Here is a 19,238-nt window from a genome sequence, read left to right on the forward strand (position 1 = left end):
TGTCCGTCACGACCCTGACGCGTGCCCTCGGGCGGCGCGTATCCTGAGGAAATGTCCATCCTCGATTCGACCCGGTCCTGGCGCGTGGACGGCCTTCTCCCCACGTCGACGGCAGCACGGACGCTTGCCGTCGGTGCGGGGGCGGCTGCTGCCGGACTGCTCTACTCGACGCTGATCGAGCGCAACGCATTCACCTTGCGTCACACCACGATGGCGGTACTCGAACCCGGCGCCACCCCGTTGCGGGTCTTGCACATCAGCGACCTGCACATGATGCCCAACCAGCGACTCAAGCAAGCCTGGGTGACCGAACTCGAAGCGCTCGAACCGGACCTGGTGATCAACACCGGCGACAACCTGGCGCATCCGCAAGCGGTGCCCGCGGTGATCCAGTCCCTCGGCGGATTGCTTTCGCGCCCCGGCCTTTTCGTGTTCGGATCGAACGACTACTTCGGTCCGACACCGAAGAATCCGTTCAAGTACTTCAAGACCGAACACAAGCGCACGCACGGCGATCCCCTGCCGTGGCAGGATCTGCGGGCCGCGTTCGTCGAGCGTGGCTGGCTCGATGCCACGCACTCGGTGCGCGAACTCGAGGTCGGCGGGGTGCGGGTGGTCGCGGCAGGTGTCGACGACCCGCACATCGAACGCGACCGCTACGACACCATCGCCGGACGGCCCAATCCGCTCGCCCAGCTACGTCTGGGTCTGACACATTCACCCGAACCACGGGTCCTCGACCGCTTCGCCGACGACGGATACGACCTCGTGCTCGCCGGGCACACCCACGGCGGCCAGCTGTGCCTGCCGCTCGTCGGTGCGCTCGTCACCAACTGCCACCTCGATCGCTCCCGGGTCAAGGGCGCCTCGGCGTGGGGGTCGACGATGAAGCTGCACGTCAGCGCCGGTCTGGGTACCTCTCCGTATGTTCCCGCACGGTTCTGCTGCCGACCCGAGGCGAGTCTGCTCACCCTCACCCCGGTCTCCCACGGCGACGCCGAGTACGACGAGGACCACTCGCTGCCGCAGTTGGCCACCGACGCGCGCTGACGCGATGCCGGCAATGTCGACGCCTCCTCGCGTGCTGGCATTCGACACCTTCGGGACAGTCGCCGACTGGCTCGGCGGCATCAGCGCCGCGGTGGCGCGCACCGTACCCGAGGTCGACGCGGGTGAGTTCGCGCGGCAATGGCGGGCCCGCTACTCCCCGGCGATCGCTCGCGTCGAGGCCGGTGAGATCGGCTGGCGCGGACTCGACGACCTGCAGGCCGACACCCTGGCCGAGGTCGCCGCACAGTTCGGCGTCGCGATCGATGACGACCGAGCCACCCACCTCGTGCACGCCTGGCGCGAGATCCCCGGGTGGCCGGACTCGGCGCGCGGCCTGACCCGTCTGCGACGTCGATTCACGGTGTGCGCGTTGAGCAACGGGAGCGTCGCGCTGCTCACCGAGATGGCCAAACGCAATTATCTCGGGCTGGCCGGGCTGATGGAAGCGCGGCCCGACGAGGTGATGATGGTCGCGACCCACCAATCCGATCTCGACGCCGCCCGCTCCCACGGGTTACGGTCGGCCTTCGTCGAGCGTCCCCTCGAATGGGGTGACCCGGAGCTCAAAGACGATTCGGGCTCGCCGGACAACGACATCCACGCCCGAGACCTCGACGACCTCGCCGATCAGCTGGGGTGCTGACGGAGCGCAGCCGCGCGTCACCCTTGTCCGGTGACGCGATCGGCGCCGCAACGCTGCCTGGCAGACGGATCGAGGGCGTGGTACCGCGTCACTCCCCGAACGACCCGTGCCGCCCGGCGCCCTGCGCGAATCGTGTTGCCCCGGTGACGGTATCGGCTTGGATCGAGTGCAGTCCGTGCAGGTATTCGTTGTGGATGCCGTCGGGTTCGGCCATCCCTTCCTGCTCGAGCGCCGAGAGCCGGTCGTGGCGTAGGCAGGTCTGCGGAAACGACGCGAGTTCATGCGCGAGTTCCACCGCCCGCTTCAGGGACTGCCCGGAGGGCACGAGTCGATTCACCAACCCCATGTCGAAGGCTTCGCGCGCCGACACCGCACGGCCGGTGAGGATGAGATCCATCGCGCGACTCGACCCGATGAGGTGCGGCAGCCGCACGGTGCCGCCGTCGATGAGCGGTACGCCCCAGCGGCGGCAGAACACCCCCAGCACCGCGTCGTCGTCGGCGACACGGAGATCAGCCCAGATCGCCAGCTCCAATCCGCCCGCGACCGCGTACCCGGAGATGGCGGCGATCACCGGCTTACCCAATCGCAGTCGCGTCGGTCCCATCGGCCCGTCGCCGTCGGCCTCGACGCGGTTGCGGGTGCTGCCGTCGGCTATGGCCTTGAGATCGGCTCCCGCGCAGAAGGTTCCACCCTCTCCATAGAGCACGGCCACCGACGCGCTCTCGTTGGCGTCGAAACGACGGAATGCGTCGGCGAGCGCCTGCGCCGTCGGACCGTCGACGGCATTGCGGCGCTCGGGTCTGTTGAGGCCGAGGATCCGCACCGCACCGTCGGAACGTTCGAGGATCGTCTGAGTGCTCACCATCTCGATCATGCCCCTTACGGGCCCTGAGAGGATTCGATCCGCGCGCAAGCGGGTACCCGAGGTGCATTGCCCACTATCAAGTGCTCACTCCGGCGGGTTCCGTCCTGCCACCCGCGACATCGACAACGCCGACGACGCGCACGCGTGGTTCATCGACGCGCAGGCCGACAACACCGAGCTCGGTTTCTGGATAACCGGGCAGACGATGTTCGCCACCAGCTACTACACCACCCGCTGGGCCGACCTGTGCAGCCCGACAACAGGTTTCCGATGTTGCCGGGCCGGCATGTTCGCGGTCCGACGGGTGGCTGGCGGGCAGGTGGAGCGAGTCACGCCGTACAGCGGAGGATCGGCGTCCTGCTTCGGGGATCTCTGACTTCGCCACCAGGCTGCCGGTGCAGGCTGTCGCGGAGCTCGTGGCGCCGGACCCTTCACCACACCATTGCCCGGTCAGGTGAGCTCCGGCAGGGGAAGTGCGAGTAGGCGTGCGATCTCGCTGTCCACGACTCCGAGGCTGCGCAGAACATGCTTGGTCACCTGGTCGGTCGTCGAGGCGTCGTCGCGCTCGGGCTCCGCGTGTAGCAGCACCGCCAGCGACAACGCCGCGCCCGCCACGATTGCCACAGCCACGTCGACATCCTCAGCATCGAAACGCTGTGCGCGCACTGCTGCCTCGATGTCTCGACGTGCACGTGGAATGAGCCCGGCGTCGGCAGAGGCCATGCCGATACCCCTGTTGACCACCACGCGGCTCATCTGAGGAAAACGCCGATGGAGCCGGCCGGTCAGGCGAAAACTCTGGGTGAAGGCCTCGGCTGGGTCCGGCAAGTCCGCGGTCAAGCTGTCCATCACCGCGCCGTGGTCGTCGAGTACAGCGAGCACCGCAGCTTCGAACAGCTCATCCTTGGACGCGAAATGATTGTAGAACGACCCGTTTCCCACATCCGCGAGGTTGGTGATGTCGAGGACCGATACCGACGTCCGCCCCTCGGCCAACAACTGCTGTCCTGCTCGGACAAGCGACGAGCGCGTGCGGTGTTTCCGCCGCTCGAGTCGGCTGGGATTGTCCGCACCTCCGACGCCGGTCACTGCCACCCCGCCATCGTCGCACAGAACCGATTCTGACGATATCGTCAAACGTCTTGACTGACCGGTATCTCGCAAGTGACGATATCGTCACTACTACGAAGTGGAGTTGCGATGTCGGTCACCCAGGATGTGCACGACGGGTTGCACGCAGATGAAGGCGCCCTGCCGGGCGAACACCCGGGCCGACATCCCGACCCCGTCATCAAGGTGCACGACATCGCCTGGCTCGAGTTCGACAAGCCCGACCTGGTGCGCACAGCCGCGTTCGCCGTCGACTTCGGATTCACGCCGACGCTGCAGACCAGCGAGGAACTACACCTTCGGGGTGCGCTCGCCGGGGCCCCCTGCGTCATCGTGCGGCGTGCTCGGCGAACCGCGTTCACCGGAGTGGCATTCCGGGCCGGCGATCGAGCCGACCTGACGACGATCGCCGGCGCGTGGGGCCGTGCGGTCGAACCCCTGGATGAGGCGCTGGGTGGCCACGGGGTTACCACCCGTGACCCCAGCGGCTGTCGGGTCCGGGTCGTCGCCGACGTCACCGAGTGGCCTGCGCTACCACTGCAAACGGTGCGCGCCCCGTTCAACTTCGAGGGTGCCCGCAACCGGGCGAACGCCACCCAGCGTCCCCCGAGGGCGCCGGCGGTCGTCGAGCGGCTCGGCCACGTCGTGTTGCAGTCCGACAGATACCTGGAGGCGCTCAACTGGTATCTGCGGCATCTGGGCCTCATCGTCAGCGACTTCCTCTACTACCCAGGGCAACGGGATCGCGGCCCGGTCATGAGTTTCATCCGCTGCGACCGCGGCACCGCGCCATCGGACCATCACACTCTCGCGATGACGCTCGGGCCGGCGAACCGTTACGTGCACTCGGCGTATCAGGTGAGTGACCTCGACGCGCTCGCCGCCGGCGGCGAGTACCTCGTCAATCGTGGCTACGATCGATCCTGGGGCATCGGTCGCCACATCCAGGGCAGCCAGATCTTCGACTACTGGCGCGATCCCGACGGTTTTCTCGTCGAACACTTCACCGACGGCGACCATTTCGACCACTCGATCACCCCCGGTTGGGCTCCGATGACCGCGTCCGGCCTGAACCAGTGGGGACCGCCCGCGACAGCGGACTTCCTCGGGGTGAAACCAGGACGCGCCGCACTGCGGGAGTTCACCTCGATCCTCACCTCGTTGCGAGAGTCCGACAACGAATTCGACGTCCATCGCCTCCTCGGCCTACTGAAAGTTGCCCGCTCATGAGCTTCTCCGTTCTCCGCACTGCCGACGCCTGGTGGGTCTCTGTTGACCAGGGCGCCCGTCGTATCGACACCGGTGCGACCACGACCGCCGAGCTGATCGCCGACATCGCAGCGGTCGCCTCTGCCGCGGAGGGCGCCGGCGACGCAGTCGCCCCGTCCACGCTGGATCTCGTCTCGCCGGTCACCGCGCCCTGCCGGGTGATCGCTCAGATGACGAACTACGTGTCACACGTGAGAGATTCGGGCTTGAACCCCGAGAAGGTCCCGCTCACCTTCTTTCGCAAGTCGTCGGGGTCGATCACCGGTCCGTTCGACGACATCGTCAAGCCGGCGCACGTGTCCCTCCTCGACTACGAGGTCGAGATCGGCCTGGTGTTCGGTCAGACCATCCCCGTCGGGTCGTCCGTCGACGACGAACTCGTTGCTGATTGCGTCGCCGGGATCGTCGTGACCAACGACGTATCGGCGCGTGACGTACAGCTCCCAAAAACGCAATTCTACGAGGCGAAGTCGTACCCGACCTTCACCCCGGTCGGCCCCGTACTGGTGCTCCTTGAGCCTGGCGAGTGGCAGAAGTTCGCGACCCTCACCCTCGAGCTCCGGGTGAACGGCGTGACCCGACAGAACAGCACCGTCGCGGACATGGTCTACAGCCCGCTCCAGGCGCTCCGCACCCTCACCCGGTTCCAGCGTGTCGATCCGGGCGACCTGGTTCTCACCGGGACGCCCGGCGGCACGGCGTTGACCGCACCTCCCAAGCCGATCGAGATCGTCGGCTCGCTGTTGCCGCCGCACGTAAAGTGGAAGGCGTTCTTCAAGCGTCAGGCCGGCAACCCGAAGTACCTTCATGACGGAGACGTCGTCGAGGCGACCATCCGCTCCGGGGACGGGATGCTGGATCTCGGCACACAGCGCAACGTGGTGCGATACGCATGACGACATCGAACACAGCGCTGTGGCCTCGATACGACAACCCCGGTGATCTCGCGGAGATCGAGAGCATCCCACTAGATGAACGCGGGTTGCCCGCGACGACGTTCGACGCGCTCGTCCGTGCGGCAACCTTGTGGCCCGACCGCACCGCCCTGCGCGTACTTCCCGACGCGGCACGGTGGGAACAACCCGTCGAACGCACCTACGCGGAGTTACTCGGCGCCGTCGAGCACCACGCCTCGGTCCTGCGCGCGGCGGGTGTGACTCGCCACGACCCGGTTGCGGTGCTGTCACCGAACTGTCTCGAGCTGGTCGAGGCCATCCTCGCCGCGCAGCGGGCCGGCATCGTCGCGCCGATCAACCCCGCCATGGACGCCCGCCACGTCGCGGACCTCCTGCGGCGGTCGGGCGCCCGCGTGCTCGTCGCCGCAGGATCCGATCTCGCACCCGACGTCGTCACGAACCTCGCCGACATCATCGAGGAGACCAGCGTCGAGACCGTGTTCCTGTTGCAACCGACCGGTGGCGCAGCGGGTGAGGTCCCGACGATCCCCGGCGCGCGCTCGGTCGCGTACCTCGCTGACACCCCGACGGGACCGCCCGTCGCCGACATCGTGGACGCCGACGAGATCGCGTCGCTGTTCCACACCGGCGGTACCACCGGTACTCCCAAGCTGGCAGCGCACACCCATCGTAACGAGCTCGCGAACAGTTGGATGATCGCAGCGAACAGTGTTCTCGACGAAGATTCGGTGCTGTTCGCTGCACTCCCCCTGTTCCACGTGAACGCGTTGATGGTCACGGTGCTCGCACCGATCCTGCGTGGGCAGACGGTCGTGTGGGCGGGGCCTCTCGGATACCGCGACCTCGACCTTTACGGCGTCTTCTGGCGTCTCGTGGAGCGTCACCGTATCGCCGCGATGAGCGGCGTCCCGACGGTGTACTCGGTTCTGGCGCAGTGCCCGATCGATGCCGACATCTCCAGTCTGCGTGCCTGTCTCGTCGGAGCGTCGATGCTGCCGCCGGCCGTGCGCACCGCGTTCGAGTCCCACACCGGGACTCCACTCCTCGAGGGGTACGGTCTCACAGAGGCGACCTGCGCGAGCGTCCGGAGCTTCTTCGACGGACAGCCCGCAGGGTCGGTGGGTCAGCGGATGCCGTATCAACACATCCGCGCGGTCGACGAGTCGTGGGGCGACGTCGCCGAGGGTGCGGTGGGACGGATCGTGGTGTCCGGGCCGACCGTCTTCGCCGGCTACGTCCGATCACGGGCCGCGAGCGGTCTCGAGTTCGACTCGGCCGGCAGTGTGCGTCACGGATGGTTGGACACCGGCGATCTGGGGTCGGTGACGGCTGACGGCTTTCTCACGCTGACCGGCCGCGCAAAAGACCTGATCATCCGCGGTGGCCACAACATCGACCCGGGGACGATCGAGGACATCCTCCTCGATCACCCCGACGTGACCGGCGCCGGTGTCGTCGGACGTCCCGACGTCCACAGCGGTGAGGTTCCCGTCGGCTACGTGACCCTACGCGAGGGCGCGACGGTCAGCGCGGGTGAGCTGCGCGAGTGGGCGTCCGGACATGTCCCCGAGGCCGCTGCGGCACCGAAAGCCATCACCGTCGTTGACGCTCTTCCGGTCACCGACGTGGGCAAGCCGTACAAGCTCGCGCTACGCGCGAGCGCGACGGAGTCGGCTGTGACCGCTGCGCTCGTCGAGGCGGGACTCGAGACCGAGGTGTCCTCACGTGTCGATGACGGCGCGGTCGTCGCGCTCATCGTGCCGCCTGTCGATCGTGAGAAGGCAGCGCGAGTGCTCGACGCCTTCCCGATCGGGTGGCAGTGGGCGGACGTCCGGTGACAGCACAGAAGACGCCCGTCGTCATCATCGGTGCCGGACCGTCCGGACTCACCGCCGCGGCGCTGCTGGCGGATCATGGTGTGCCATCGACGATCCTCGAGCGATGGGACGACATCTATCCGCAGCCGCGTGCGGTGCATCTCGACGACGAGGTCTATCGGGTTCTCGCCCGCCTCGGCCTCGCCGAGGAGTTCGCGTGCATCTCGCGCCCGGGTCGCGGTCTGCGGCTCGTCACCGACACCCTCGACCTGATCGCCGAGTTCCCTCGTGACGTCGAGATCGGCGTGCACGGGTTCCCGGCCGCGTCGATGTTCGATCAGCCCGATCTTGAGCGCCTCCTTCGCACCGCCGTGGCGCGGCGTGGTCACCTCGTGACCTTGCGTGGGGGCGTGGAAGTCGACAGCATCACGCAGGGCGACGAATCGGTGACCGTACACGCCACCGAACGCGCCACCGGCGAGCCCTTCACGGTCGACGGCAGGTACCTCCTCGGCTGCGACGGCGCAGGGAGCATGACTCGCTCGGTTGTCGGAACTCAGTGGAAAGACCTCGGTTTCAGTCAGCGATGGCTGGTCATCGACATCGAGACCACCGCCGATCTCGGTCAGTGGGAGGGCGTGCAGCAGGTATGCGACACCCGCCGCGCCGCCACCTACATGAGGATCGGTGACACGCGTTACCGTTGGGAGTTCCAACTCCTCGAGGGCGAGATCGCCTCGGATTTCCGTGAACTCGCTGCGGTACTCCCCCTGATGCGTCCGTGGCTGTCGTACGCAGGGGACCCCGACCTCAGATTGATCCGTTCGGCGGAATACACCTTCAATGCCCGGGTGGCCCAGCGGTGGCGCGATCGGCGCGTCTTCCTGCTCGGTGACGCCGCGCATCTCACCCCGCCGTTCATCGGGCAGGGGATGGGCGCCGGGATTCGAGACGCGGCGAATCTGAGTTGGAAACTCGCCGCGGTGCTGTCCGGCGGAGTGCCGCAACACAGCCTCGACAGCTACGAAGACGAGCGCAAACCGCATGCAGTTGGCCTGATCCGATTGGCCGTCCTGACAGGAGCGCTGATGACCGGCGGCGGGCGCGGCGGTGATCGGTTGCGTGGTGTCGTCGCGCCGATCCTTGCCCGCACACCGGCGATCGTGTCGCGACTCACCGACAGCGCCACCCCACCGCTATCGCCCTCGTACTACGTCCGCGACACACCGGGCGGACGGCTGCCGGGGCCACTCCGCGGCGCAGTCGGTGGCAACGGTCTCGCGGGGACGCTCGCTCCCAACGCCACGGTGAGCACCGATGGCTGCCGCCTAGACAGTGTGGTGTCGGGTTTTGTCCTCGTCACCCTGGATGAGCCCACCGAGGACCAAAACTGGGAGATCACCCGCCGCGGAGCATCGACACTCGTCGTCGGACCCAGGGATGGCTTGGGTCTGTGGCTCGAAACGAGCCACAGACGCTGCGCGATCGTGCGACCCGACGGCACGGTCATGGCCGCGGGTCGCTCGATTGCCTCAGTGTTCACCCTCGTCCCCACCGTCCTGACCGCAGCCGCCGGACCGGTGGCATGAACCACGCGCGAAAGAACGATCGCCCCACCGCCGACCGGACGTATCTGTCGGTCGAGGAGATCGTCGATGCGGCCCCGCGCGCGAGACCGGGACCACGGTCGCCGAGGTCGGCATGAGTTACGCCGACGCCTACCGCTGCACCTCCTCGGTGTCAGGTGTCGGGTGTCGGTGACGACCGACTGAGCGTCTCAGCCGAGCAGGCGTGTGGCATTCGACCGGGTGAGTGAACGCCACCCGCCCGACCCCTTGGGCGACGGTGCCTGCTCGATGGAGCGAACCTGTCTATGACCGCCGCCGCGGGGGTGAAGAAATGATCGCTGCCGTAGAGCACCTTGCTGGTGCCGACCACTGCGGTGAGCGTGGGTATCGTTCGCGGGAACGGGGTACCGGCCATGTCATACCACAGCTGTGCGAGGGCTTCGGGCATGGAAGGGCGGAGGCTGTCGAGGTGTGCCTGCCAACGAAAGAAGTCGACGCGGTCGCGTCGAGAGCGCGCCGCGCCTCAGCGACTGCACCGACGACGTCGGACAGCGGGAGCGATGCGAAAAGGCCGAAGCGGCGCGGGTGGTCCTTCACGACTTGAGCACCGAAATCATGACACGGCGGGCAAGCGCCACGGCCTGTGCGTCGTTGCCGAGATGGACGCCCGGAGACGATACCGAGAGGATCACTTGCTCGATGCCTGTGGAATCGAGCAAGCGAGATGATCATTCACGGTCCAGTTCGGCCAGAACGGCATTCCGTCGGGAAATGGGATTCCCGCCCGACGTGCCTCTGCGACGAAAAGCTCGGGAGGTAGTGGGCGTGCACATCGATCAGCGCGACGTCGTCGGCCTGCTCGGGCGCCGCGTCAGCCAACGGAGCTGCACCGGCCAACATCGCGCCACCGAGTGTCGAGGCCGCAGCTATACGACCCGCAGAGCTGATCACTGCACGGCGGCCGACGGAGTTGGTCCATTGTTCGTCCGGCATTGAGGGGGACTCCCGTTCTTCGTGAGCCGCTCATTCATCGGGCGGTACCACGACACGACAATGCCAGGTAGTGATGAATTCGTCAATTATGTTGGTCACGGCAACGCTTGTCGTGGTGACCTAGCCGTCAGGAATGAGACCGCCGGCGCGCAAGCAAGAACGGTCTCGACGCTGATGACTGTCCACCGGAGACCCGGCGTCACGATCCCAGCGCCGCGAACGTCGTGGGTTTCGAGCAGGCGTCACGCGCGCGAAGCTGAGAGATTCGCCAGGCCGTGATCAGCAACGACCGCCCGAAGGTGAACTCCTCGTCCAACGAAACCGGCACCTGACCGGCAACAGCCATGGACGCGGAGAATCGCCGGCGTCGCTCACGCCCCTCACGAGTGTCGACGCATCCGCGGCATGGCCGGACCTGCGGACGACCACGAAAATTGACACCGGATCGAACACAGAAACGAGGAAGCCCTGACCAGGACTTCTCCTGGCCAGGGCCTCAACTGTGTCTCAACCAACACGTCGGGGTGGCGGGATTCGAACCCACGACCTCTTCGTCCCGAACGAAGCGCGCTACCAAGCTGCGCCACACCCCGTGTACAACCTGCGATAGCTTACCCCCGACAGGCCTCGCAGGCTAAATCGCCTGGTCAGCACCTGATTCCGTGGGCCTGACCGCCGCAATGAGCTGTGCCAGGTCGGCGCGCGTCGGGCCGTCGGGATTGATGATCGTGAAGTAGCTGACGCCGAACGATTCACGCAGATCACGGATCTGTGCGGTGACCTCGTCCAGGGTGCCGAACAATCCGTTCATGCTTGCGAGCAACTCATCGTCACCGGCTCCAGGATGCAGCGACCGGAGTCCGTCGAGTTGGGGCTCGCGGTCAATGGCGAGCCCGAAGATGATGAGGTTCAATTCGAGCTCGGCAAACCGTTGTCCGGCAACTGATTTGATGAATCCAACCCGGTCTGCGAGGGTCGCGCGGTCCGGTATCGCCGACAGCGCGATGATGTCGGCGTGCTGGGCGGCCAGGGTCAGCACCCGATCACCGACGCCGGCGACCATGATCGGCGGCGGAGACTGCACGGGTGCCGGACGGTACTGCGGATCGCTCAAGGTCTCGCGCAGATGTCTGACGGTGCGGGCGAGGTGGTCGACGCGTCGGCCCGCAGGCAGAAACGGGATGCCGGCATCGACGAACTCGTTCTCGGCATAGCCTGCGCCCAAGCCGATCTCCAGACGGCCGCCGGTGAACTGGTCGGTGGCAGCGACATCCCGGGCGAGGAGTGCCGGCGAGTAGAAGCCGGTATTGAGGACGAAATGCCCCAGGCGCATGCGCTGCGCGACGGCACCAGCGGCGACCAACGCGGGAAACGGAGCGGTGAAACCCAAGTGATCGGGCACCATCAGGACATCGGCGCCGGTGGCCTCCACCGCCCTCACCTGCTCGGTGAAATCACCGTCGATCCCGAAGAGGTTGACACCGAATCGAAACGGACGCATCTGCTGATTCTCCCCCTGGCTTTCGGTCACAGCTTCCGATTCTGACACAGTTCTCTGTGATAGACATTTTGACGTCGATAATGGGTTCGTCGGCGTCGAACTCCTCAGTATCGGCACCGGATGACATCGACGCACCGGATAGCACCGAGAGAAGGCGGCCGGGTGAACACAGATGACCGCGACGCCGAGTCGCGAGCCGACGAGGAGGCCTACCTCCGCGAGGCCCATTCCCGCCTCGGGACCTTTGTCAAGCACGCCGAACAAGCCCTCATGGCCGCGAAGAGCGCCGTGCTGCGCCCCTTCGACCTCACCGTTCCGCAGTACGCGGCGCTGATGGCGATCCGTTACCTACCGGGGCGATCGGCCACCCAGCTGGCCCGGATCACCGGCGTCACGCAGCAGACGATGGCAGCCACCCTCGACATCCTCGACTCCCGTGGCGTGATCGAGCGCCACACGTCCACGGTGCACGCAAAGGTACGAACCACCCACCTCACCGCCGACGGTGCCCGGCTGGTCGACGTCGCCGATCAGCACGTCCGTGTCGTCGAGCAACGCCTGACCGATGCCCTATCCTCCGCTGAGGCCGAGCAATTCCGCGCACTCAGCACTCGCGTGACCGAGGCCCTCCGCGGCGACCCATCCGGACGCACCAGCGGCGACGAATGACGCGCACCTACCGATCGAAAGGGACCCCCCCATGACGTTCGCTCGCCGTTCAGTTCGGCTGATGCTCGCACCACTCGTGGTGACCATCGCCGCCGTCGCGATGATCCTCACCCCCACAACCGCCGACGCCGCGCCGCTCAAGCCGGTCGCCAAGCTCGACGTCACGCGATATCTCGGCACGTGGTGGCAGCAGGCGACCATCCCGTCGTTCTTCGGTGTGCGCTGCGCGAAGGACACCAACGCCACCTACACCCAGATCAACGCGACGACCATCGGCGTCGACAACAAGTGCACCTCGTTCACCGGTCAGCCCGACGGCATCAAGGGCAAGGCCACCGTCATCGATCCGGTCACCAAAGCACAACTGGTGGTGGCCTTTCCGGGCGTACCCAACACCATCAACCCGGGCAACAACCCCAACTACATCGTGACCTGGGTCGGCGACGCGCAGGGTCGCGATGCCACCGGGCCGGGCGCGAACAGCACCGAGCCGTACCAGTTCGCGATCGTCGGTGATCCGACACGCCTGTCCGGATTCGTGTTAAGCCGCGAGAAGGTGCTCACCACCGATCAGCTGCGGATGCTCAAGCGCCGCACCGAGGCCGCGGGATTCAATTCGTGCACCTTCCTGATCTCACCGACGACCGGCGGACGCTCGGACTACTCGCCGCTGTGCACCGTCTGATCGACTGATTCCGTTCGTTCTCGCACCGGCTGCATCGCTCTGCAGCCGGTGCGACGGCGCTACTGTGAACGGGTGACCCCGACCACCGGTGACCCGGCCCGATCCGGTCGCGTCGAGCGACTCCTCTCCGACACCTACCGCATCGCCGACGAGGTCCTCTACCCCGCGGCCGGCGACGTCGACCACAGTGGCACCGTTCCCGACTCCCACTGGCGCGAACTCGCCGACGCCGGGCTCTACGGGCTGGTCACCGGCGACCCGCCACTCGATCTCACCTCCGTCCTGGAGATCGCCGAAGTCCTCGCGAGCGGATGCCTGCCCACCGCGTTCACCTGGCTGCAGCATCACGGGGTGGTGATCTCCTTGTCGGGCACCGACAACGACACACTGCGGGACCGGTATCTCGATGCAACCGTCGCCGGCCGGGTTCGGGCGGGAGTGGCCTACGCCGGTGTCGTCCCGACCCCGCCGCGGATGACGGCCACACGCACCGACGGCGGCTGGATTCTCGACGGATACGCACCGTTCGTCAGCGGCTGGGGCATCGTGCACATCCTGCAGATCTCGGCCCGGGATGTACAGACCGACGACGTGATCGCGGCGATCGTCGATGTCACCCAACCGATTCCGGGGATCGCGGTGACCCCGACCCACCTGTCGGTGTGCAACGCCACGAGTACGGTATTCCTGCGAGTGCAGGGAGTGCGGGTCGACGACGCCGACATCGTCTCTCGCGTCAGCCTCGAGCGATTCTTCGCCACCCAGATCACCGGCCTACGCATCAACGGCACCCTCCCGTTCGGCATCCTGCGTCGCGCCACCGCCCTGCTCGAACGCGGCGGCGAGGTGAAAGCCGCTCGCACGCTTCGGGAACGGGCCGGCGAGGTCCGCGCCCGTCTCGACAACGCGCTCGGCGCCGGTGACACCGGGCCGATGATCGACGCGCGTGCCGACGCCGCCCGCATCGCCGTCGACGCCACAGCCGCGCTGGTCTCCGCCGACGGTGGTCGCGCCCTGCTCTCCGGCAACGTCGCGCAACGTCTGGCCCGCGAATCCATGTTCACTCTCGTCGCAGCCAGTCGCCCGCAGGTGAAAGATCTTCTGGTGCAGCGGTTCAGCGGGAGCTGATCAGCTCACCTCGCAGAGCCGTAGTCCCGCAGGAACAGTGCCTCGGCCAGCGCCATGTGCTCGATCTCCGACGGGTCGACGCTCTCGTTGGGCGCATGGATCAGGCAGCGCGGCTCCTCGACCCCGAACAGCATGATCTCGGCGTCGGGAAAGGTGTTCTGCAGCACCGTACACAGCGGGATCGATCCACCCTGCCCCTGCTGCACGACCTCGGTTCCGTAGGCGGTGCTCAACGACCGCGAAATCGCCTCGAACGCAGGCCCATCGGTCGACCCCGAGAACGGCGCTCCGATCGCCTCACGCTCCACCGACACCCGCACGTGCCACGGCGCGACGGCGTGCAGGTGGGCGATCAGCGCATCCTGGGCGGCCGCCGGATCCATGCCGGGCGGCACACGCAGGTTGATGCGCGCACGGGCCCGCGGGACGACCGACGCCGACGAGCCGACCACCGGCGGGCAGTCGATACCCAGCACGGTCGCCGCCGGGCGGGCCCACACCATCTCCGCGATCGACCCCGACCCGAGCACCCCGACCCCGTCGAGAACCGTTGCGTCCTTCCGGAACTGGCTCTCTCGATAGTCGATGCCCGTCCACACCTGATCGGAGTCGAGCCCGGTGACGGTGGTGTTGCCCGCATCGTCGCGCAGGGTGGCCAGCATGGCGATCAGGGCGGCGAGCGCATCCGGCGCCGCACCTCCGAACATCCCGGAATGCATTGCCGAGGAGAGCGTTTCGACGCTGACGACAACGTTGGCGATCCCGCGCAGACTCGTCGTCAGGGTCGGGCGGCCCACTTCGATGTTGCCGGAATCGAGGATGAGGATCGCGTCGGCGCGCAACAGCTCGGGGTTCTTGGGAACGAAATCCTCGATACCGCCGGAGCCCTGCTCCTCGGACCCCTCACCGATGATCTTGACGTTGACGCCGAGGTCGTCGCCGATCGCCCGCAGCGCGGTCAGGTGCACGGCGATGTTGCCCTTGCAGTCGGCGGCACCGCGCCCGTACCAGCGGCCGTCGCGTTCGGTCAGCGTCCACGCCGGTGAGTCCCAGGCGTCGGCGTCCAGCGGCGGCTGCACGTCGTGGTGGAAGTACAGCAGCACCGTCGGTGCGTCGGCCGGTCCGGGGATGTGTCCGGTCACCGCCTGCGATCCGTCGGCGGTGACGTGCGCCTCGACGTCGGATACGCCGGCCTCCGTGAAGGTCTCCTGCAGCCAGTCGACCATCCGTGCGCAGTCGGCGGGCGCGGGCCCGGCGGGGTCGTAGACCGATTCGAAGGCCACCATCTCCGCGAGATCCGTGCGCGCCCTTCCCATCAGATCGTGCACGCGGTCTGCGATCGCGTCGTCGGTCACGTCGGGTCCTCTCGTCGTCGGCCGCCTCGACGCCACGCGCATGCCCGCGCGGCGAGGTCGTGTCCCCAAGTTATCGCGTCGTGCGGGCGGGTGGCGCGGCGATCAGCCTTGGGCCGCGGAGTCCTCGGCGGGATCGAGGATCGGCCGTCCCGGCCTCCGCGTCGGCGGCGTCGAGTCGGCGACGACGCTCATCTACCGTCGATATTCTGCCGGGGTCAGACCGAGTTCGGTCCGGAATCTGCTGCGCAGGGTGGCGGCCGAGCCGAATCCGCTGGCGGCGGCGATTTCGGCGAACGTGTGTCGGTGCGGCGCCACCAACAGACCCTGCGCACGGGCGATTCTCCTCTCGGAGATCAAGTCCGACAACGACTTCGACGAGTCGGTGAAATGCCGGTACAGATGACGCCTGCTGATGTTGAGTTCCCGGGCGATGTCGGCGACACCGAAGGTGGGGTCGGTGTGTCGGCGTGCGATGAGGTCGTCGACCGCCGCCCACATCACCAGCGAATTGTCGCGGACGCGAGACAGGTCCGTGCGCTGGTTGTCGAGAACCGCGCGCACCAGATCGATCGCCGCCAATTCGACGTCGGGATCGAACGACGGCGCCCGCGTCAGCGACGAGAGGGCCAGTTCACGCACGAACTGGGCGGTGGCCCGACTCAGCAGGGTCTGGACGCGGACGGTACGGCGGCCGAGCTCCTCGCCCAGACTGTCGACGGGGATCACCACTCCGGCCGGGTCGACCGCGCCCGTGACCTCGATGACCGCCATCTCGGAGGTGGGGTGCACGACGAGTTGTCCGGGGCCGTAGGTGGTCTGCTCGTCGCCGCGACGGATGATGATCGACCCGGAGAAACCGGTGACCAGAACGGCAACACCGGGTTCGGAGTCGACCGTATGCCGGTGATCTCGATATCGCCGATCTCGTTCGCACACACCCGGCGCGACGAGCGCGCAGAACGTTGTCAGGTGACGCAACGACCGCGTCACGTACACACAATCGAAGGTCCTCGCGTCGCCGACGACTCGCGCGCACCCGAGAGTCGACGCACCCGCCCGCCCACGCAGACGTACCGCATCGCCCGCGTCGTCTCCCGCGAGTCCGACCTCGCGTCGCCAACGCGCCACCAGCCGCGGATCGAGTCCGGTACGCGTCACGAACCTGCCCCCGGGTCACCACGCCCCGCACCCTGGGCGCTTTCGCCTCGGCCGTCGGTGAGCGAGCGACGGAATTCGTGGGGAGTGACGCGAATGCCGCACGGAATCGATTGCGCAAGGTCGCCGCCGAGGTGAACCCAGATGCGGCGGCGATCGAATCCAGGCCCGCACCCTCGCGGTAGGCCAACAACTCCCGGGCGCGTTCCAGGCGGCGCGTCGCGATCATCGTGGCCGGCGTGTCATCGGTGTCGCCGAAGTAGCGGTACAGATGTCGCCGACTCATGTGCAGGGTCTTCGCGATCGTCTCCGCGCTGAACTCCGGATCGCGGAAATGATGATCGATCAATGCCCGCGTGGCCTCGCGAACGTACACCGGATCGGTGCAGACGCGGTCGGGTGACTGATCGGCCTGCCTGCGGGCGAGTATCGCCCGGACGAGGTCGATCACGGCCAGTTCCGTGTCGGGGTCCACATCGGCGCCGCGTGCGGCGACGTCGAACGCGAAGTTGCGAATGAACGCCGCAGCCGCGCACGCCAACGGCGTCCCGGTGACCACGGGGGCGATCGGGACGCCGACGAAGTCGTTGCCCAGCGATTCGACGGGAATCCAGACGCCCGCGAGGTCGGCGACCTCCTCGGAGGTCTGCTGATACGGCTCGTTGTTGTCGAAGATCACCGGTTATTGTCCCGGATTGACGCACGAATTCACTTAATTCAGCAAGTCACTGGGTGGGTGGAGCCTTTTCCGCGGCCGGTGCGTCGGCGTCCGCCGGTGTGTCCGCGTCGGGTACGGCGGTATCGGGTACGGCGCTGCCAGAACCAGCGGCGTCGGAACCAGTAGTGCCGGAACCAGCGGCGTCGGAACCAGCAGTGCCGTCGTTCGCGTAGGACTCGGCGAAGGACACGCGCGGGGTGGTGGCCGCGTGGAATGCGGCGAGCCCCGCGAAGAACAGTGTCGCGAGCGCGAAGACGACCGCAAGGAACAACGCCGCCCAGTGCACGATCGTCAACGCCAGACCGTCACCGCGTGTCGCCAACGCACCGGCAGCCGAGAGGACCGCCGCAAGCAGACACCACACGGCGCTGCGCACCCGCGGCGACACCGTCGAGACGTAGAACAGTCGCTGATAGAGCGAGGTCTCGTATTCCTCGACCGCGGCCAGTCGCACCGCATCACCGGCGGCCAGGGCACGCAGCTCACCGGCCAGTGACGCCCCGCGTCGTAGCTGTTCTGTTTCCCGATCGCGGTAACGGACGAAGGCAATGCCCGCGACGACCGCGGCCAGAAGTCCGATCCCCGCCATGACTCCCCAGTACTCCACGCCCTCACGCTACCGCCGCCGTCCTCGGCGACGTGCGTCAGGTCACAGCTCGCCCGGGCCGGTCGGCAACGACGTCCCACCCCGGATACGACGACGGACCCCGCCGTGTGGGCGGGGTCCGTCGTTGTGGTCGGTGGAGCCGAGAACCAGGCTGTCGCTCTCGCTCCCACCGGGTATCGGTGCGCTCAGGCCACCTGTGCCTGCCACATCCAGTGCAACTGCTCGAGCTTCGAGGCGAAGCCGATGAGCAGGTCCTGGGTGACCGGGTCGGCGTCCTCGGTGACGTCGATGCGCTCGCGCAGACCGGCGATGACGGCCTTGAGGTTCTCGACGATCGAGACGACGACGTCGGCGTCCTTGGTCCAGCCTTCGCCGAAGCCCTTGGTACCGGCGGTCTTGGCGACGGTCTCGGCCCGGCCGTCGGGACTGACACCGATGGCCGTGGCACGCTCGGCGGCCGCGTCGGTGAAGTCGCGAGCGACGCTGACGAGCTCGTCGAGTTCGAGGTGCACCGACCGGAACTGGGCGCCGACGACGTTCCAGTGGGCCTGCTTGGCGATCAGTGACAGATCGATCAGGTCGACAAGGGTCTCCTGTAGGGCCTTGCCGGTGATCTCTTTCTGCTCATCACTCAGGGTGCTGGTGATGGGGGTGGACAGTGCAGTCATGGTGTGACTCCTTCCTGTGGTGCGGCCGCCCGGCTGGTGGCCGAGGGCACGCGGTGGTGCGGTGGTCGCGGCGTCCTCAGACGCGGACCGTCAGATTGTGATCGATGTTGCCCTTGGTGGCCTTGGAGTACGGGCAGAAGGCATGGGCCTTCTCCGCGAGTTCCTTGGCCGTCGCCTCATCGAGGCCGGGCAGGTAGGTCTCGATGCCGACGACGAGCCCGAAGCCGCCGTCGGACTCGTCCTTGCCGATGCCGACGGTCACGGTGACGGTGGCGTCGTCGGGGGCCGGCGTGCCGGCCTGCTTGGAGGTGGCGCGCAGGGCACCGAGGAAGCAGGCGGCGTAGCCGGCGGAGAACAGCTCCTCCGGGTTGCTGCCGTCGCCGCTGCCACCGAGCTCCTTCGGCGGACGCAGTTCGAGGTCGATCTGACCACTTGCGGAGACCACTTCTCCGTCGCGGCCGCCGCCACTGGCCTTGGACGAGATGCTGTATGCGGGTTCGATAGCCATGATGTCTCC

The 19,238-nt window shown here is 67.2% G+C and carries 20 protein-coding genes, 1 tRNA gene and 1 pseudogene; 11 read left to right on the plus strand and 11 right to left on the minus strand.

Annotation, left to right across the window (positions count from 1 at the left end; all coding sequences use genetic code 11):
- Positions 1-51 precede the first annotated feature (51 nt).
- Positions 52-1,050 (plus strand): metallophosphoesterase, encoded by a 999-nt coding sequence (locus QNM97_RS20195; RefSeq protein ID WP_283820031.1) that lies wholly within the window; start codon positions 52-54, stop codon positions 1,048-1,050.
- A 13-nt stretch (positions 1,051-1,063) separates the two neighbouring features.
- The gene (locus QNM97_RS20200; protein ID WP_283820032.1) at positions 1,064-1,693 is read left to right on the plus strand and encodes an HAD family hydrolase; all 630 of its coding nucleotides are present in this window, start codon (positions 1,064-1,066) and stop codon (positions 1,691-1,693) included.
- Positions 1,694-1,781: 88 nt separating this feature from the next.
- Here the strand turns inward: QNM97_RS20200 and QNM97_RS20205 are convergent, their stop codons facing one another.
- The gene (locus QNM97_RS20205; protein ID WP_283823263.1) at positions 1,782-2,561 is read right to left on the minus strand and encodes a crotonase/enoyl-CoA hydratase family protein; all 780 of its coding nucleotides are present in this window, start codon (positions 2,559-2,561) and stop codon (positions 1,782-1,784) included.
- A 7-nt stretch (positions 2,562-2,568) separates the two neighbouring features.
- Here QNM97_RS20205 and QNM97_RS20210 point away from each other — a divergent pair, with 7 nt between their 5' ends.
- On the plus strand, positions 2,569-2,937 hold the full coding sequence (locus QNM97_RS20210) for a hypothetical protein (RefSeq protein ID WP_283823342.1): 369 nt from the start codon (positions 2,569-2,571) through the stop codon (positions 2,935-2,937).
- Positions 2,938-3,011: 74 nt separating this feature from the next.
- Here the strand turns inward: QNM97_RS20210 and QNM97_RS20215 are convergent, their stop codons facing one another.
- Entirely contained in the window at positions 3,012-3,656 is a 645-nt protein-coding gene (locus tag QNM97_RS20215) for a TetR/AcrR family transcriptional regulator (RefSeq protein WP_283820033.1), read from the minus strand.
- 105 nt (positions 3,657-3,761) lie between these two features.
- Between QNM97_RS20215 and QNM97_RS20220 the strand changes: the two genes are divergently transcribed.
- Genes QNM97_RS20220 through mhpA form a run of 4 tightly spaced genes read left to right on the plus strand, consistent with a single transcriptional unit; the run spans position 3,762 to position 9,263 of the window.
- Positions 3,762-4,901 carry a VOC family protein gene (locus QNM97_RS20220; protein ID WP_283820034.1) on the plus strand — a complete coding sequence of 380 codons (1,140 nt, stop codon included), beginning with the start codon at positions 3,762-3,764 and terminating at the stop codon, positions 4,899-4,901.
- Positions 4,898-5,836 (plus strand): fumarylacetoacetate hydrolase family protein, encoded by a 939-nt coding sequence (locus QNM97_RS20225; RefSeq protein ID WP_283820035.1) that lies wholly within the window; start codon positions 4,898-4,900, stop codon positions 5,834-5,836. Before QNM97_RS20220 ends, QNM97_RS20225 begins: the two co-directional genes overlap by 4 nt.
- Positions 5,833-7,695 (plus strand): acyl-CoA synthetase, encoded by a 1,863-nt coding sequence (locus tag QNM97_RS20230; RefSeq protein WP_283820036.1) that lies wholly within the window; start codon positions 5,833-5,835, stop codon positions 7,693-7,695. Before QNM97_RS20225 ends, QNM97_RS20230 begins: the two co-directional genes overlap by 4 nt.
- Positions 7,692-9,263 carry a bifunctional 3-(3-hydroxy-phenyl)propionate/3-hydroxycinnamic acid hydroxylase MhpA gene (mhpA, locus tag QNM97_RS20235; RefSeq protein WP_283820037.1) on the plus strand — a complete coding sequence of 524 codons (1,572 nt, stop codon included), beginning with the start codon at positions 7,692-7,694 and terminating at the stop codon, positions 9,261-9,263. Before QNM97_RS20230 ends, mhpA begins: the two co-directional genes overlap by 4 nt.
- Before the next feature lie 1,171 nt (positions 9,264-10,434).
- Here the strand turns inward: mhpA and QNM97_RS20240 are convergent.
- The 3 genes from QNM97_RS20240 to QNM97_RS20250 form a co-directional block, all read right to left on the minus strand.
- Entirely contained in the window at positions 10,435-10,581 is a 147-nt protein-coding gene (locus QNM97_RS20240; RefSeq protein ID WP_283820038.1) for a hypothetical protein, read from the minus strand.
- Positions 10,582-10,754: 173 nt separating this feature from the next.
- A tRNA-Pro gene (locus QNM97_RS20245) sits at positions 10,755-10,828 on the minus strand.
- A gap of 41 nt (positions 10,829-10,869) precedes the next feature.
- Positions 10,870-11,766: a TIGR03621 family F420-dependent LLM class oxidoreductase gene (locus tag QNM97_RS20250; RefSeq protein WP_283820039.1), complete on the minus strand. Its 897-nt coding sequence runs from the start codon at positions 11,764-11,766 to the stop codon at positions 10,870-10,872.
- 132 nt (positions 11,767-11,898) lie between these two features.
- On the opposite strand from QNM97_RS20250, the gene QNM97_RS20255 reads away from it, so the two are divergent.
- The 3 genes from QNM97_RS20255 (at position 11,899) to QNM97_RS20265 (ending at position 14,218) form a co-directional block, all read left to right on the plus strand.
- Positions 11,899-12,405, plus strand: a complete 507-nt coding sequence (locus tag QNM97_RS20255) for a MarR family winged helix-turn-helix transcriptional regulator (RefSeq protein WP_283820040.1) — start codon at positions 11,899-11,901, stop codon at positions 12,403-12,405.
- A 61-nt stretch (positions 12,406-12,466) separates the two neighbouring features.
- A complete protein-coding gene (locus QNM97_RS20260; RefSeq protein ID WP_283820041.1) occupies positions 12,467-13,090 on the plus strand; it encodes a lipocalin family protein in 624 nt (207 codons plus the stop codon).
- Positions 13,091-13,162: 72 nt separating this feature from the next.
- Entirely contained in the window at positions 13,163-14,218 is a 1,056-nt protein-coding gene (locus QNM97_RS20265; protein WP_283820042.1) for an acyl-CoA dehydrogenase family protein, read from the plus strand.
- 5 nt (positions 14,219-14,223) lie between these two features.
- Here the strand turns inward: QNM97_RS20265 and QNM97_RS20270 are convergent, their stop codons facing one another.
- From QNM97_RS20270 to QNM97_RS26685, 3 genes and pseudogenes are all read right to left on the minus strand, one after another.
- The gene (locus QNM97_RS20270) at positions 14,224-15,573 is read right to left on the minus strand and encodes a dipeptidase (RefSeq protein WP_283820043.1); all 1,350 of its coding nucleotides are present in this window, start codon (positions 15,571-15,573) and stop codon (positions 14,224-14,226) included.
- 192 nt (positions 15,574-15,765) lie between these two features.
- Positions 15,766-16,731 carry an AraC family transcriptional regulator gene (locus QNM97_RS20275; RefSeq protein WP_283820044.1) on the minus strand — a complete coding sequence of 322 codons (966 nt, stop codon included), beginning with the start codon at positions 16,729-16,731 and terminating at the stop codon, positions 15,766-15,768.
- 133 nt (positions 16,732-16,864) lie between these two features.
- Positions 16,865-17,014: pseudogene (locus tag QNM97_RS26685) on the minus strand (helix-turn-helix domain-containing protein); the annotation flags it as partial.
- A gap of 229 nt (positions 17,015-17,243) precedes the next feature.
- On the opposite strand from QNM97_RS26685, the gene QNM97_RS20280 reads away from it, so the two are divergent.
- On the plus strand, positions 17,244-17,381 hold the full coding sequence (locus tag QNM97_RS20280; RefSeq protein WP_283820045.1) for a hypothetical protein: 138 nt from the start codon (positions 17,244-17,246) through the stop codon (positions 17,379-17,381).
- Between the two features lie 72 nt (positions 17,382-17,453).
- Here QNM97_RS20280 and QNM97_RS20285 read toward each other — a convergent pair whose 3' ends face one another.
- The 3 genes from QNM97_RS20285 to QNM97_RS20295 all read right to left on the minus strand — a co-directional run bounded on the left by QNM97_RS20285 (position 17,454) and on the right by QNM97_RS20295 (position 19,229).
- Positions 17,454-18,053: a histidine kinase gene (locus tag QNM97_RS20285; protein ID WP_502874940.1), complete on the minus strand. Its 600-nt coding sequence runs from the start codon at positions 18,051-18,053 to the stop codon at positions 17,454-17,456.
- Positions 18,054-18,238: 185 nt separating this feature from the next.
- Positions 18,239-18,721, minus strand: coding sequence for a Dps family protein (locus QNM97_RS20290; RefSeq protein ID WP_283820046.1), 483 nt, complete (start codon positions 18,719-18,721; stop codon positions 18,239-18,241).
- A 76-nt stretch (positions 18,722-18,797) separates the two neighbouring features.
- The gene (locus QNM97_RS20295; RefSeq protein ID WP_094601782.1) at positions 18,798-19,229 is read right to left on the minus strand and encodes an organic hydroperoxide resistance protein; all 432 of its coding nucleotides are present in this window, start codon (positions 19,227-19,229) and stop codon (positions 18,798-18,800) included.
- Positions 19,230-19,238 lie beyond the last annotated feature (9 nt).

The sequence above is a fragment of the Gordonia sp. L191 genome (assembly GCF_030077625.1).
Lineage (GTDB): Bacteria > Actinomycetota > Actinomycetes > Mycobacteriales > Mycobacteriaceae > Gordonia > Gordonia polyisoprenivorans_A.